Below are 14,137 nucleotides of genomic sequence, written 5' to 3'. Positions count from 1 at the left end.
CGATCATCTTGTTTTTCAAGTGAAACGAAGCCTTTGCACTTTAAATCTATGATAGCCTATTGCTTGTGATTGGCAGCATGTTGCCACATGATGAATTGGGTGCGGTCGTGCGGCAGGGCGGCGGCGATATAATGGGCGGTTCGGGACTTTTGCATGAAATCGACTTTTGCCGTGCGGACAATGCGGGCTGGCGAGCTGGAGCTTGCTCTGGAATGGGCTCGGCAAGAAGGCTGGAATCCCGGCATTGACGACGCACAGGCCTTTTGGGAGGCGGACCCCGCCGGCTTTCTGATCGGCGCCATCGGCGAGGTCCCCGTCGGTTGCATATCCGTCGTCCGCTATGGCGAGGCTTTCGCTTTCCTCGGTCTTTATATGCTTCATCCCGAGTTTCGCGGGCGGGGATATGGCAAGCAGCTCTGGAACAAGGGCATGACGCTTGCCGGCAATCGCGTCGTCGGGCTGGATGGGGTCGTCGCACAACAGGAAAATTACCGGCGGCACGGTTTCGAGATGGCCTATCGGACGCTCCGCTATGGCGGTATCCCCAAAGTGCCTGAGGTGGATGAAGCGCAGGCAAGGCAGGTGATGCCCGTCGCGGACGGCAAGCTCGAGGCGCTGGTGCACTTTGACGCGGAAATTTTCCCCGGCTTGCGACACTCCTTCATCCGGGCCTGGTGCGGCGTTCCCCAAAGGCGGGCATCATTCATCGTCGGTGGTGGTAGCAGGGTTCGCGGTTACGGCACGATCCGCCGCTGTTTCGAGGGTTACAAGATCGGTCCGCTGTTTGCCAACAAGCCGGAGGTCGCGCTTGCATTGATGAGCAAGCTGCTTGCCAAGACCAATGGGCAGCCGGTCTATCTTGATGTGCCGGTCGATAATGTGCAGGCGATCAGGCTTGCGGAAGATCGCGGTCTGTCTCCGGTATTTGAGACGGCGCGCATGTATCGCGGCAAAGCGCCGGAGATTCCGCTCGATCGCGTCTTCGGCGTCACCACGCTCGAGCTTGGTTAGCTGCTCTTGATCCAGCGCCGCGCGAGGCCTTAACGATGGCGTTGCCCTGCTGGGTAACCTGGGTTTTTGATGAGCGAGGATCGTCCCTAGAGAGGGCTGTTGAAAGGCCGCGGGACTGCGACAGGGGAAAAATCCTGTTGGAGGCGCTGATTCGTCATGCAAAAAGCGGAATCTCCTGAGACAACAGGGTCGCTTTCCCAAAAACAAAGCTTTATAGATGCGCGGGTTTGAGCAAGGCGCGCCGCCGCGCGCAGGAAGCGGGATTGGATAAATGACGAATGTTGTAGTGATCGGCTCGCAATGGGGTGACGAAGGCAAGGGCAAGATTGTCGACTGGCTTTCGGAACGCGCCGATGTGATTGTACGCTTTCAGGGCGGTCATAATGCCGGTCATACGCTTGTTGTCGACGGTGTCAGCTACAAGCTTGCGCTGCTGCCCTCCGGGCTCGTGCGCGGCAAGCTCAGCGTCATCGGCAACGGCGTGGTCGTCGATCCCCATCACTTCGTCGCCGAAGTCGAAAAGCTGCGCGCCCAGGGCGTTGCCGTTACCCCCGACGTGCTGCGTATTGCCGAAAACGCGCCGCTGATCCTGTCGCTGCACCGCGATCTCGATGCCATGCGCGAAGACGCTGCTTCCAATAGCGGTACGAAGATCGGCACGACGCGCCGCGGCATTGGCCCGGCCTATGAGGACAAGGTCGGTCGCCGCGCCATTCGCGTCATCGACCTTGCCGAACCGGAAACGCTGCCTGCCAAGATCGACCGGCTGCTGACGCATCACAACGCGCTGCGCCGCGGCATGGGCGTCGACGAAATCTCCTTTGACGCCCTGCACGAGGAACTGAGCTCTGTTACGGAGCATATTCTTCCCTATATCGATCAGGTCTGGCGTTTGCTCGACGAGCAGCGCAAGGCTGGTGCCCGCATCCTTTTCGAAGGCGCGCAGGGTGCTCTCCTGGACAATGATCACGGCACCTATCCGTTCGTGACCTCGTCCAACACGGTCGCCGGTCAGGCCGCTGCCGGCTCGGGCCTCGGCCCGACGGCGCTCGGCTATGTGCTTGGTATCACCAAGGCCTATACGACCCGCGTCGGCGAGGGACCGTTCCCCTGCGAACTGCATGACGAGATCGGCAAGCATCTGTCGACCGTCGGCCGCGAAGTGGGCGTCAATACCGGCCGTCCGCGCCGCTGCGGTTGGTTCGATGCCGTACTGGTGCGCCAGACCGTCAAGACTTCCGGTATTACCGGCATTGCGCTTACCAAGCTCGACGTGCTCGACGGCCTGGACGAGCTGAAGATCTGCGTTGGTTACAAGCTGGACGGCAAGGAAATCGATTATCTGCCGGCAAGCCAGGCAGCGCAGGCCCGCGTCGAACCGGTCTACATCACGCTCGAGGGCTGGAAGGAATCGACTGTCGGCGCCCGCAAGTGGGCCGATCTGCCGGCGCAGGCGATCAAATATGTCCGTCAGGTGGAAGAGCTGATCGGCGCGCCTGTGGCGCTGCTTTCGACCAGTCCGGAGCGCGAGGACACCATACTTGTGACCGACCCCTTTGAGGGCTAGAGTTGCGTATCTATGACGAATCCCGGCCCGGCTGCACACCGGGCATCATGAGAAAGTACTGATGGCGGATTTTGTAGCAGTTATTCGACGGGCCGTTGACGGCCTGACGGACAATACTCCCGAAATGCGGGTCAAGGTTTACGATCGAGCTCGCGGTGCCGTGCAACGGCAGCTCGAGAGCATGAAGCCGCGTCCGCCCGAGGAAATGCTGCGCCGCCAGCTCGACAAGCTTGAGGCAGCGATCGTCGAGGTCGAGGCCGAACATGCCGAGGCTTTGCCGGGTAGCGAGGAGCCGCCGGTTGCGGAAGCGCCTGCGCTGCACGAAGAAGTCGCTTCCGAGCCCGCTCACGACCATCATGAGCCTGAGGAAGCCCATGCCGAGCCGCATGAGGAAGAGCCGGCATCGGCCGAGGTTCATGCCCATGAGGAGCCGGACGCCGTTGGTCCGGTCGAGGAAGAGCCGGCTTATGAGGCACCGGCCGCGCACGTCGAAGAGGGTCATGCGCAGGAACACCAGCCCGTCAAGGAATGGGGCGAGCCGCAGCCGTCAGACGAGCCTTTTGCTCCGGCTGCCGAGCATGCCGGCGCGGAACATCATGCCGAGGCTCACGAGGAACCGGCCCCTGAGCCGGTTTACCATGAGGAGCCGCAGAGAAACTGGGAAGAGCCGCAACAGCATGCGGAGCCGCACCATGTGGAAGAAGCGCCGGCAGTCGCTGCAGCAACCGCGCCGCATGTGCCGCCAAAGCCGGTTGACGATGTCATAAGCCAGGTCGAGCAGATCTGGGCGGAAGTGGATGCGCCTGCCTCCCACACCGCGCCCGAACCGGAGACGGCCCGTCATACCGACCCGGTCATGCCGGCCGCAGCTTTTACGGAAGCGCCATTTGGCCAACCGGTCGAAGGTCCGGTCAATTCCAAGGCACCCGCCGTCAACACGGGCTTTACCTGGGACGCGGATGTTTTCGAGGAAATGCAGCCGGCATCGGCGGCTTCCAAGCCCGCGCAGCAGCCAGCTCGGCAAATGCCCGAAAATGCCTTCGATGATGTCGATCTCTTTGCGGATGTGCATCCGTCCAGGAAAGCGGCGTCCGAAGCCGATGCAACCAATGACGGCTGGCGCGAACTCAAGGAGCTTGCTGGCTTCGACAAACGCGCTGAAGACGACCGTGGCGATGGCCCCGCCGTTCCGCCCGATCTCGATCAGGCGATGGCGGCGAAGCTGCAGGGCCGCAGCTTCCGCATGGAGCCGAAGCGTCGCCGGATCAATGTTACCGGTATCATCGTCACGCTCGTCGGCCTTGCCGTCGTTGGAGGCGGTGGCTACGCAGCTTGGCTGAACCGCGACGCACTCAACAATATGGTGACGAAGCTCGTCAGTTCCGCACCGATGAATGCGACGGCACCCTCGACCTCGGATACGGCCAGCAGCAATACGCCGAACAACGGCAATGCTGCAGCCCCTGCCCAGCCGACGACCGCGCCCCAGCAGACCAATACGGCCGCTCAGCAGCCGGGTGCCGGTGCCGGCAAAACGGATACCGCAGCATTGGCCAGCGATCCGAATACGGTCAATACGAAGTTCACGCAGCGTCTCCTGGCGAATGGTACCGAAGAGGATAAAGGCCCCGCTCCAACAGGGCAGCCCGGCGTCGTTGAAGGCAAGTCCGTAGCCGAACAGAATGTTGCCTCTGCGGCACCTGCCGCGACGGCAACGCCGCCGGCCGCCAGCAATGCGGGCGCGGCTGTTCCACAGACCCAGGCGCCCGCAACCGCTGCACCGGTTACGCCATCTGCCTCGACGGATCAGCAGGCACCCGCTGCCAACCAGCAGCAACAGGCGACCGCCAACCAGCCGCCGCCCGTGACGCAGCAGACGGCTCCGGCAACAGACGGACAGAAGGTTTTCCTCTATGAGGAGCGCCTCGGCCAGACGTCGCCCACGGCCTTCCAGGGCACGGTCAGCTGGTCGCTGCAGGAAGGCAAGGGGGCCGATGGCCGGCCGGAGCCTTCGGTGCAGGGTCTCATTACCGTTCCGGATCGCGGCCTGACCGCGACGATCACAGTTTCGCGGAACTCGGATTCCTCGCTGCCGGCCAGCCATCTGATCGAGCTTGCCTTCCAGGTGCCGCCGAATTTCGAAGGTGGGGCGATCGACAACGTCCAGCGCGTCGCACTGAAGGCGACCGAGCAGGATCGCGGCGATGCGTTGATCGCGGTTCCGGCCAAGGTTACCGACGATGTCTATATGGTGGCGCTCAACGATTTCCCGGATGCGCGCAAGACCAATCTCGATCTGTTGAAGAGCCGCAACTGGATCGATATTCCGGTGGTCTATCGTAACGGTCGCCGGGCGCTGTTGACTATGGAAAAAGGCCCGACCGGAACTGATGCCTTTAACAAGGCGATTTCGGAGTGGCAGGCGCTTGGCGGCGTCGCCTCGAGCGGCCAGTAAGCTGGCGGACATCTATGGATATGGAAAAGGCGGGCTTTTGGCCCGCCTTTCTTTATCGGTCAAAATCTTCTGTGAAGGAAACGTTACGCTGTTGCTTCGACAACGCGCAGCGCCTTGGCACGTTCCAGCGCATCCTTCTGCACGGCTTCCTGTACCTTTTCGAAGGCGCGAACCTCGATCTGGCGTACGCGTTCGCGGCTGATGTCGAACTCGGACGACAGGTCCTCCAGCGTTACCGGCTCCTCGGCGAGGCGGCGTGCCTCGAAGATCCGGCGTTCACGGTCGTTCAGCACGCCCATGGCGCGGGCCAGCATACGGCGGCGGGTATCGAGCTCGTCCTGTTCGATCAGCACGTCTTCCTGGCTGTCGTGATCATCGACGAGCCAGTCCTGCCACTGGCCGGAATCACCTTCGGAAGCCTTGATCGGTGCGTTCAGCGAAGCGTCGCCGGAGAGGCGGCGGTTCATCGAAACGACCTCCTCCTCCGAGACGTTCAGCTTGGTGGCGATCTCGGTGACATGCTCCGGCTTCAAATCGCCGTCGTCGATGGCCTGGATGCGGCCCTTCAGGCGGCGCAGGTTGAAGAACAGGCGCTTCTGGTTGGCCGTCGTGCCCATCTTCACCAGCGACCACGAGCGCAGGATATACTCCTGGATCGAGGCCTTGATCCACCACATGGCATAGGTTGCTAAACGGAAACCGCGTTCCGGGTCGAACTTCTTGACGGCCTGCATCAGGCCGACATTGCCTTCAGACACGACTTCGCCGATCGGCAGGCCATAGCCGCGATAGCCCATAGCGATCTTCGCCACGAGGCGCAGATGGCTGGTGACGAGCTTATGCGCAGCCTGACGGTCGGCATGTTCCGCGTAGCGCTTGGCGAGCATATACTCTTCCTGCGGCTCCAGCATCGGGAACTTGCGGATCTCGTCGAGATAACGATTGAGGCCGGCTTCTCCGGCAGCGATGGACGGTAAGGTATTACGGGCCATGATCTTGCACCCTCCTATTCGAGATTTGGTTCCTTCTGGGGGCGTATTTTGAACGCCTTCTGCGAAGCGGACCAAGGCGTACGGGTCCTGGGACCCCGCACTTAACCAATGTAAAGATAAGTACGGCGAAACGGTGATTCAAGGATGTGGTCACGCAAGTGTTATCTCGGCGTGACCGCAGGTCTCGCCGGAACATCGCCCTTGGGATTATCCTCCCGAACAATCCAGCGCCATGCGGCATAACCATGTCGACCTCCCAAACGCAGTCGCGTTTTCGGTCAGCACAGGCGCTCGGACATCGGTCCTTCATACGCGATATTATAGGGCGGAAGGGGGCGGGCGTCCAGTCATTGTGATGTTCGGCGCCTATCCTCTGAGCGCCGCCGCCAGTTCTTCCATATCCTCAGGCAAAGGTGCCTCGAAATGCATGACTTCGCCGGTACGGGGATGCTCGAATTGCAGCATATAGGCATGCAGTGCCTGGCGCGTGAAACGATGGACGGCCTGTTTTGCGACTTCCGGCAGGAGATTGGCCTTGGTCTTGAAGCCACCGCCGTAAACGGCGTCGCCGAGCAGCGGGTGGCCGATATGCGCCATGTGCACGCGGATCTGGTGCGTTCGGCCGGTTTCCAGATGGCACTCGATCAGTGAGGCAAGCGCGGTCGCGTCCGGCGTCTCGTGAAAGCGCTCCAGCACCTCGTAATGCGTGATCGCCTCGTCGGCATCCTGCGAATCCGGACGCTTGACGGCGCGGCGCGTGCGGTCGCTGCTCGACCGGCCGAGAGGGGCATCGATAGTGCCGACGAGCTGGCGGGGACGTCCCCAGACGATCGCCTGATAGGCACGCTCCAGGGAGGTCGTGCGGCCGTGATCGGCGAATTGCAGGGAGAGATGCCGGTGGGCCACATCGTTCTTGGCGACGACCATGACGCCGGTCGTATCCTTGTCCAGCCGGTGTACGATGCCAGGGCGGCGGACGCCGCCGATGCCGGAAAGGCTGTTGCCGCAATGATGGATCAGCGCGTTGACCAATGTTCCGCTCCAATTGCCGGCGCCGGGATGAACAACCAACCCTGCCGGCTTGGAGATGACGATGACATCGTCGTCCTCGTAGAGCACGTCGAGCGGGATATCTTCGCCCTGCGGTGTCGGATCTTCCGGCTCGGGTAGGGTGATCTCATAGACGTCGCCGGGGCGCACCTTGCGTTTGGCGTCTGTCACCGCAGCGCCCTCAAGCGTAACGGCGCCCTCCTTGATGAGTCCTTGCACGCGGCTGCGGGAAAATTCCTCGCCGATCTCGGCCGTCAGCCAGGAATCGAGCCGTCCTTCAGCATTTTCATCGGCGGTTAGGACTTTTCTATTGTCCGCGGCTTCTTTAAAGGGGTCGCTCAAACATATTCTCCGGCGCACAAAGCGCTCTACTGGAAGCAAGGACGCATCGATGACGAATCTCGAGCCAGACGATCAAGAGGAAAAGCCCCTCGATCCGGCCCTGGAGAAAGTCCGACGCAAGATGATCCGCCTGCAGATCGTCTCTGCGGCCGTCATGGTGGTGAGCCTTATGGCCGTCTTCGGCGCCGTTGTCTACAAGACGATGAAACCGGCGGCCAAGCCTGCAGGCCAGGTGGCGTCCGGCATTCCGTCCGATGCCCCGCTTGCTGTGACGGCTCTATTGCCGGCGGGCTTTACGGTGCAGTCCGCGGCGCTGTCGGGCAATCAGGTGCTGTTCTACGGCACGCTTGCCAGCGGCCAGCGCCAGGCCATCGTCTTCGATTACGGTATCGGCCGCATCGTGGCGACCATATCGCTATCCAACTGACGGCGTCACGATGGCGAGTGAGCGGCTGATCGAGATTACGCATCCCGACGATCCGCGTATCGCCGAATTCCGCAATATCCGCGAACGCGATCTGACGGGTCGAGAGAACCGCTTCATAGCGGAAGGGACCGTCGTGCTGCGGCTTCTCGCCGGCGTGCATGCGGCGGCCGGAGAATTCCTCGCTGAGAAAGTGCTGTTGCTCAAAAACCGCGTAGCAGGCTTGAGCGATATCATCGACACCTTCCCATCGGACGTCCCGATCTATATCGCCGAAGCCGAGGTGCTCGACGGCATTGTCGGCTTCCATCTCCATCGCGGTGTTCTGGCGCTGGGGCGTAGAACAGCGGAAGATGGGATGAGCGGTCTATTCGATCGCCTTCCAAAGCGATCGCTCGTGCTCGTCGGCTGCGGCATTTCCAATCATGACAATATGGGCTCGATGTTCCGCAATGCCGCAGCCTTCGGCGCGGCTGCCGTGCTGCTGGACGAAAGCTGTTGCGATCCGCTCTATCGCAAGGCTTTGCGGGTTTCGGTCGGCTCGATCCTCACCGTGCCCTATCGCAGGCAATCAAGCAGCATTCAACTGCTTGCGGGGCTTGCCGAGCGCGGATTTGCAATCTGGGGCCTGTCGCCGCGCGGCTCCTCGGATATTCGCGATGTCCCCGCTTCGGAGCGCATGGCGCTCGTGGTCGGCACGGAAGGGGATGGCTTGCCCGAAAGCATTCTCTCCGCCTTCGGCAGCGTGCGGATTCCGCAGGCGCCGGGATTGGACAGCCTCAATGTCGCGACGGCGAGTGGTATCGCCCTTTTCGAGATGGCCGCGAAGAACGGGCGCATCTGAGCAGGTTGCTCCTTAGAGCCCAGAGCATGTCGCGCAAAAGTGTGCAGCGGTTTTGCGACAACGACATGCGCAAAATCAAGACCTAAAGCGTGGGAAGTGAATCTGAAAGATCGCGACGCGCTTTAGGGGTGCTTCGGCAGTATGGCGGCGACGCGGTCGGCGAGGCTGATGCGGGCGCCGGGTTCGGCGGGCTCCCGATCCTTGGGCAGCAGATTGAAGATCGGTGAGCCATCGCCTTCCTTGAGGGCGGTCAGGGCGACCATATTGGCGGCGATCTTGGCGATTTCCTCGCGCATGGCATCGTCATGGGCCGGCGTGCGGGCTTTCAGCAGGCGGTCCGACAAGGCGGCGGCCCGATTGCGAACCTCTTCTGTCATCTGAGCGATTTCATCTTCCACTGTTCGTTCCGGTTCCATTGCCTGCGGCGGCTCGGTTATGGCACGCTGTTCATCTGCCTTACTCTCGACTATCGATGCGGCAGCGAGTTTGGGTGTTCTTGCCGTCTTCTTCGGCGGCGTGAGGCCGGCTGAACGCAGCGCCTTGCCGGCTTCCTTCGATTCCTTGATGGCTGCTTCCAGCCGCTCTCTGAGGCGGACGACGTCCTGCGCGTGGCGTTCGATCGCGGTTTCCTTGTCGGCATTGCCGGCGATCTCGCGGTTGAGCCGTTCTTCGAGACGCTTGTTCTTGTCGCTTTCCTGACGCAGCGATTGTTCGGCATCCGTAGCGCGCAGGTTTGCTGCATTCAGATCCTGGCGCAGCGTATCGCGCTCGTCGCGCAATGTGTTGATGCGCAGCTTCAGGCTCTCGATTTCGGTTTCGCGGGCTGCCAGATCGATCCTGAGATTATCGGCATCGGCACCCATTTTCGTCATCCGTTTGCGCAAGCTGTCGATATCCGCTTCTTTCTCCGCGCTGGCCTGCTCGGCGGCGTGGATGCTCGATTTCAGCTGGCTGATATAGCTCTCTTCATGGCGCAGGCGCGAGCGCAGTTCGCCTGCTTCCACCTCCAGATCGTCGATGCGTGTCTGTAATTCCGAGGTTGCGGCGGAAAGACGGCTTGCTTCCTGCTGAAGCTTGCCGTTCTGAATCTGCAGCGCAACGGTCTTATCGCGTTCCTGCGTCAGAGCATGTTCTGTCCGCGCGTTTTCGGCCGCGAAGAGCGCGCGTGCCATGTCCTTCTGCGCGCGCACTTCCTGCGGGCTCAAGGGCATGGTCGCCTTCAGACGTTTCTCGGTGAACCAGACGATGCGGCGATGGATTGCCGGCGCTATGAGAAAGACCAGTAGAGCGGCCGTCAGAAAGCCCAATCCGAACAAGAGAGCAAATTGAATCACGACGCAGCCAGTATCCTGGAGTTATGTTCGATCTTGGTAAAATGATTAATCATGGGTTAGCCATGCCGGCAAGCGTTTAACGCGGATATGGTTTATCGGCACGCAGCCGGATTGGCGGAAAGAAAGGCCCGCAACTGAAGCGGGCCAAGGCGTGCGCTGCTTGGGAGATCGTATCAGAGGATCGGTTCAGAAGGGATTCCAGGTCGGGTTCGGCGTAACCTTCAGATAACCCATGTTGATGCCGAGGCGTGCGCCGAGGCCGGTGCGGATCGGAACGAGCACGATGTTGTTATTCTTCAGGACCGTCATTCCGAAGCCGGCAACCACGAAGGCCTGGCCGCTGACGCCGCCAAAGCGCGTATAAACGCTGTTGATGCTCGGCAGATCGTAGACCAGCATCATGACGCGGGTGCCCTGGCCGCCATAGTCGAGGCCGAGCGAAGGTCCCTGCCAGTAGAGCGGATGCTCGCCCGCATTCTTGGTGTTGAGCTGGCCTTCGCCATAGGTGAGGCCTGCCAGGAACGCGCCTGAGCCTTCCTGGCCAAGGATGTAGCCGTTTGGCAGGCCATATTGCTGGAAGGCCCGCTCGACCACCTTGGCAAGACCGCCGCTGGTGGAGCCGAAGAAGGAGTGGCCAGCATCGACGATTTCCTGGGCCGAATACTGATTGGTGGGCGCGGCCGCAGCCTGACGGACCGGCAATGCGAAACTCACGAATGCGACAATGGCCAGAATCAGGCCGAGGCCGAGCGTTCTGGTGCCGGGGCTTGGCATTCTCTTCAGGATTTCATAGCGCATGGAAGTCTTCCGTTCATCATGGTCGGTAGTCGGGGCAGGTAAGCACGACGCATTCGAAAAATTGCGCCAAGCACTGCGCACCCTTTATCTCAGACTTTCCACCCCTCCATCGCCGGACGATTCGCGTGCGAAAAAGTCTGATGGTGATGAATGCATTTTGCGTCGATGGTCTTAACAATCGGTTTACCAAATATGGTGTCATTATGGCGCGCGGTACACTGGCTGCGAAACCCTCGAGCAACCTTACCGTGGCAAGGTGGACCTATTCGCTTTGCCCTGTCAGCATTCAGGAGACAATGAATGTCGAAAAATCCCAATCTCGCTCTGACCGGACCGGATCTGGCCGCGCTGCTGTGCAGCCGCGTCTGCCATGATGTGATCTCGCCGGTGGGGGCGATCAACAATGGCCTGGAGCTGCTCGACGAGGGTGGTGCCGATGCCGATGCGATGGATCTGATCCGCACCAGTGCGCTCAACGCGTCCGTCCGCCTCAAATTCGCCCGTCTGGCCTTCGGTGCGTCCGGTTCGGTCGGCGCCTCGATCGACACCGGCGAAGCGGAGCGGGCCGCCAAGGATTTCGCCGCGGCCGAGAAGAAGACCGAAGTCACCTGGATCGGTCCGCGCGCGATCATCGCCAAGAACCGCGTGAAGCTGCTGCTCAACCTCTTCCTGGTTGCCTATGGCGCCATTCCGCGCGGCGGCAATATCGAGGTGACACTCGAAAATCCTGAGTTCGACGCCAAGTTCACGATCGCCGTCAAGGGGCGCCTGATGCGCGTGCCGCCGAAATTCGCCGAGATCTGCTCCGGCACGCTGGAGGAGGCGGTCGACGCACATTCGATCCAGCCCTACTACACGGTGCTTCTTGCCGAGGAGAGCGGCATGGAACTTTCCTACAACGCGACGCCGGAGGAACTGACCTTCGTTGCGACCATGGCTGCTCAAGCCGCGCAATAAACGGGTCGATATTGATAATGTAACGGTAACGAATCCTTAGCTTGCTGCTCCTATCGTTTCAATTTGAAGCCGACATCGGTGATGGCGGCTGGTGCCAGGGAGCTCACACATGCAGCGGTTCATGATAACGGACACGTCGGATGTCGTACGCAAGGTCGGCAAACGAATCCTATCCGAGCTGGATTTTCTCGTGAGCGAAGCCGGAGATTCGCGTGAAGCGCTGATGCGCTGCCAGGCCGAAATGCCTGACTATCTGATCGTCGATGCCGGCATGGAAGGGGCGCTCGAGCTCATCGCCAGCATCCGCGCCATGCCTGACGGCAAGGATGTGAAGATCTATTACTGCGTAATCGAGGCCGATCTTCGCAAGCTGATGGCCGGAAAGCGCGCGGGCGCGACGGATTTTCTGCTGAAGCCGTTCGATCGCAAGATCCTGACGGCCATCTTCGGCAATCGCGCCGCCGCCGCCTGATTTCAACCGGACCTATCGAAACAAGGATAGCCGCCCTTTGAGGCGGCTATTATTTATATCCATAAATAAACCTCCACCTACGGTGGAGGACTGGACGAGTTCTACACGGTAGTTAAGAGACCTCCTGCTTGAACCGCTGGCGTGGCCCAGACTTCGAACAAGGAGGTTATATGGATGAGCAAACGCTCTCGCATGCGACGTGGGACTGCAAGTATCACGTTGTTTTTGGCAGCAAATACCGCACGAAGAGACTCTACGGGGACGTGCGGCGTGAGTTGGGAGAACTCTTACGTCGGCTGGCACAGCAGAAAGGCTGCCAGATCGAGGAGGGTCATCTGATGCCCGACCATGTGCATATGTTGATATCGATCCCGCCGAAATACTCGGTTTCGCATATTGTCGGCTTCTTGAAGGGTAAGACGGCCCTTTACGTAGCGAACAAATATGCGCGCAAGCGCCGCTACAAAGGTTATCACTTTTGGGCGCGCGGGTATTTCGTATCGACGACGGGCTACAATGAGCAGGTCGTCAGACAATATATCCGTCATCAGGAAAAGGCCGACAAAGCTTCCGACTTTGCCGACCTCTTCAATCGTAGCTACTAAGCGCTAACAATACCGCTTCTAGCGGTTCAAGCGCAGCGTTTCAAACCTCCACCTCTGGTGGAGGTCATGACTTTGCGCTCCATTGAGGCCAATAAAAATCCCGCCTGAAGAGGCGGGATTTCTGTGTGTCGGCGGTGAAGGCGGGGAGGCGGCTCAGGCGCTTTCGGCGAAATCGTTGCTGTCGGGCTCGCGCAGCACATAGCCGCGGCCCCAGACAGTTTCGATGTAGTTGGCGCCGCCGGCGGCGTTTGCGAGCTTCTTGCGGAGCTTGCAGATGAAGACGTCGATGATCTTCAGTTCCGGCTCGTCCATACCGCCATAAAGGTGGTTGAGGAACATTTCCTTGGTGAGCGTCGTGCCCTTGCGGAGCGAGAGCAGCTCCAGCATCTGATATTCCTTGCCGGTCAGATGCACACGCTGGCCGCCGACTTCGACGGTCTTGGCGTCGAGGTTGACGATGAGTTCGCCGGTCATGATCACCGACTGGGCATGGCCCTTGGAGCGGCGGACGATGGCGTGAATACGGGCGACCAGTTCATCCTTGTGGAATGGCTTGGTCATGTAGTCGTCGGCGCCGAAGCCGAGGCCGCGAACCTTGTCCTCGATGCCGGCCATGCCGGAGAGGATGAGGATCGGCGTCTTGACCTTCGAGAGGCGCAGCGTGCGCAGCACTTCGTAGCCAGACATATCGGGAAGATTGAGATCGAGAAGAATGATGTCGTAGTCGTAGAGCTTTCCGAGATCCACGCCTTCCTCACCGAGATCGGTGGTATAGACGTTGAAACTTTCGGATTTGAGCATCAGCTCGATGCTCTGCGCTGTCGCGCTATCGTCTTCAATGAGTAGAACCCGCATAATTGTCCCCTTTACCGCCGCCGAAAGGTCGTCAGCCCCTTAACGCGATACCGATCAAATCACTGCTTGATTTGGAAGCTGCCATGTAATGGTTAACAAATTCTGATTCACTCTGGCAAGTCGTATCGAATTTATTAAATAATTTTTCCATTGCACTGTTTTCCAACGACAATCAGTAAAATCGACTCCTAAAGTATCGCATTAACAACCAACGCCAAGTGATTCATCCGACTCACCAATGCCGATATGCCGAATTCCGACCACAACATTTACCGAGCCTTAAATCATTGCGCCTATCATTAACGATGCCCGTAAACGAAAGGTTACCAGCGGTAGGCTTTTATTAAGATCGCTGGAAATTTTTTTAACCAAGCCGTGCCAAAGCGGTTCGGCAAACGGGAATATCGAGAGCCGGGGTCTCGCATCACGGG

At 60.0% G+C, this 14,137-nt stretch carries 13 protein-coding genes; 8 read left to right on the top strand and 5 right to left on the bottom strand.

The features are described from left to right. The first annotated feature begins 153 nt into the window (after positions 1-153). The 3 genes from RTCIAT899_RS13870 to RTCIAT899_RS13860 all read left to right on the top strand — a co-directional run bounded on the left by RTCIAT899_RS13870 (position 154) and on the right by RTCIAT899_RS13860 (position 5,033). Positions 154-1,011, top strand: a complete 858-nt coding sequence (locus RTCIAT899_RS13870) for a GNAT family N-acetyltransferase (RefSeq protein WP_015340868.1) — start codon at positions 154-156, stop codon at positions 1,009-1,011. Between the two features lie 271 nt (positions 1,012-1,282). After that, positions 1,283-2,578, top strand: coding sequence for an adenylosuccinate synthase (locus RTCIAT899_RS13865; RefSeq protein ID WP_015340867.1), 1,296 nt, complete (start codon positions 1,283-1,285; stop codon positions 2,576-2,578). Between the two features lie 61 nt (positions 2,579-2,639). Then, a complete protein-coding gene (locus RTCIAT899_RS13860) occupies positions 2,640-5,033 on the top strand; it encodes a hypothetical protein (RefSeq protein ID WP_015340866.1) in 2,394 nt (797 codons plus the stop codon). 83 nt (positions 5,034-5,116) lie between these two features. On the opposite strand, the gene rpoH is transcribed toward RTCIAT899_RS13860, so the two are convergent. Then, positions 5,117-6,025: an RNA polymerase sigma factor RpoH gene (gene rpoH, locus RTCIAT899_RS13855; protein ID WP_015340865.1), complete on the bottom strand. Its 909-nt coding sequence runs from the start codon at positions 6,023-6,025 to the stop codon at positions 5,117-5,119. Between the two features lie 366 nt (positions 6,026-6,391). Beyond that, the gene (locus RTCIAT899_RS13850; RefSeq protein WP_015340864.1) at positions 6,392-7,417 is read right to left on the bottom strand and encodes an RluA family pseudouridine synthase; all 1,026 of its coding nucleotides are present in this window, start codon (positions 7,415-7,417) and stop codon (positions 6,392-6,394) included. A gap of 49 nt (positions 7,418-7,466) precedes the next feature. Between RTCIAT899_RS13850 and RTCIAT899_RS13845 the strand changes: the two genes are divergently transcribed. Both RTCIAT899_RS13845 and RTCIAT899_RS13840 read left to right on the top strand, forming a co-directional pair. Further along, on the top strand, positions 7,467-7,844 hold the full coding sequence (locus RTCIAT899_RS13845) for a hypothetical protein (protein ID WP_015340863.1): 378 nt from the start codon (positions 7,467-7,469) through the stop codon (positions 7,842-7,844). 10 nt (positions 7,845-7,854) lie between these two features. Further along, positions 7,855-8,685, top strand: a complete 831-nt coding sequence (locus tag RTCIAT899_RS13840; RefSeq protein WP_015340862.1) for a TrmH family RNA methyltransferase — start codon at positions 7,855-7,857, stop codon at positions 8,683-8,685. 122 nt (positions 8,686-8,807) lie between these two features. Here the strand turns inward: RTCIAT899_RS13840 and RTCIAT899_RS13835 are convergent, their stop codons facing one another. Together RTCIAT899_RS13835 and RTCIAT899_RS13830 are read right to left on the bottom strand one after the other, a co-directional pair. Continuing rightward, positions 8,808-10,019 carry a coiled-coil domain-containing protein gene (locus RTCIAT899_RS13835; protein WP_015340861.1) on the bottom strand — a complete coding sequence of 404 codons (1,212 nt, stop codon included), beginning with the start codon at positions 10,017-10,019 and terminating at the stop codon, positions 8,808-8,810. A gap of 186 nt (positions 10,020-10,205) precedes the next feature. Next, positions 10,206-10,817, bottom strand: a complete 612-nt coding sequence (locus tag RTCIAT899_RS13830; protein WP_015340860.1) for a DUF1134 domain-containing protein — start codon at positions 10,815-10,817, stop codon at positions 10,206-10,208. Positions 10,818-11,117: 300 nt separating this feature from the next. Between RTCIAT899_RS13830 and chpT the strand changes: the two genes are divergently transcribed. The 3 genes from chpT (at position 11,118) to tnpA (ending at position 12,851) form a co-directional block, all read left to right on the top strand. Continuing rightward, a complete protein-coding gene (gene chpT / locus RTCIAT899_RS13825; protein WP_015340859.1) occupies positions 11,118-11,774 on the top strand; it encodes a histidine phosphotransferase ChpT in 657 nt (218 codons plus the stop codon). Between the two features lie 109 nt (positions 11,775-11,883). Continuing rightward, on the top strand, positions 11,884-12,246 hold the full coding sequence (locus RTCIAT899_RS13820) for a response regulator (protein ID WP_015340858.1): 363 nt from the start codon (positions 11,884-11,886) through the stop codon (positions 12,244-12,246). Between the two features lie 170 nt (positions 12,247-12,416). Beyond that, positions 12,417-12,851, top strand: a complete 435-nt coding sequence (tnpA, locus tag RTCIAT899_RS13815; protein WP_015339464.1) for an IS200/IS605 family transposase — start codon at positions 12,417-12,419, stop codon at positions 12,849-12,851. A gap of 153 nt (positions 12,852-13,004) precedes the next feature. On the opposite strand, the gene ctrA is transcribed toward tnpA, so the two are convergent. Next, positions 13,005-13,706, bottom strand: coding sequence for a response regulator transcription factor CtrA (gene ctrA / locus RTCIAT899_RS13810; RefSeq protein WP_004116994.1), 702 nt, complete (start codon positions 13,704-13,706; stop codon positions 13,005-13,007). Positions 13,707-14,137 lie beyond the last annotated feature (431 nt).

It is taken from the genome of Rhizobium tropici CIAT 899, assembly GCF_000330885.1.
Lineage (GTDB): Bacteria > Pseudomonadota > Alphaproteobacteria > Rhizobiales > Rhizobiaceae > Rhizobium > Rhizobium tropici.
Note: the sequence above shows the minus strand (reverse complement) of the source record. Positions and strands in the feature narration are given on the sequence as shown.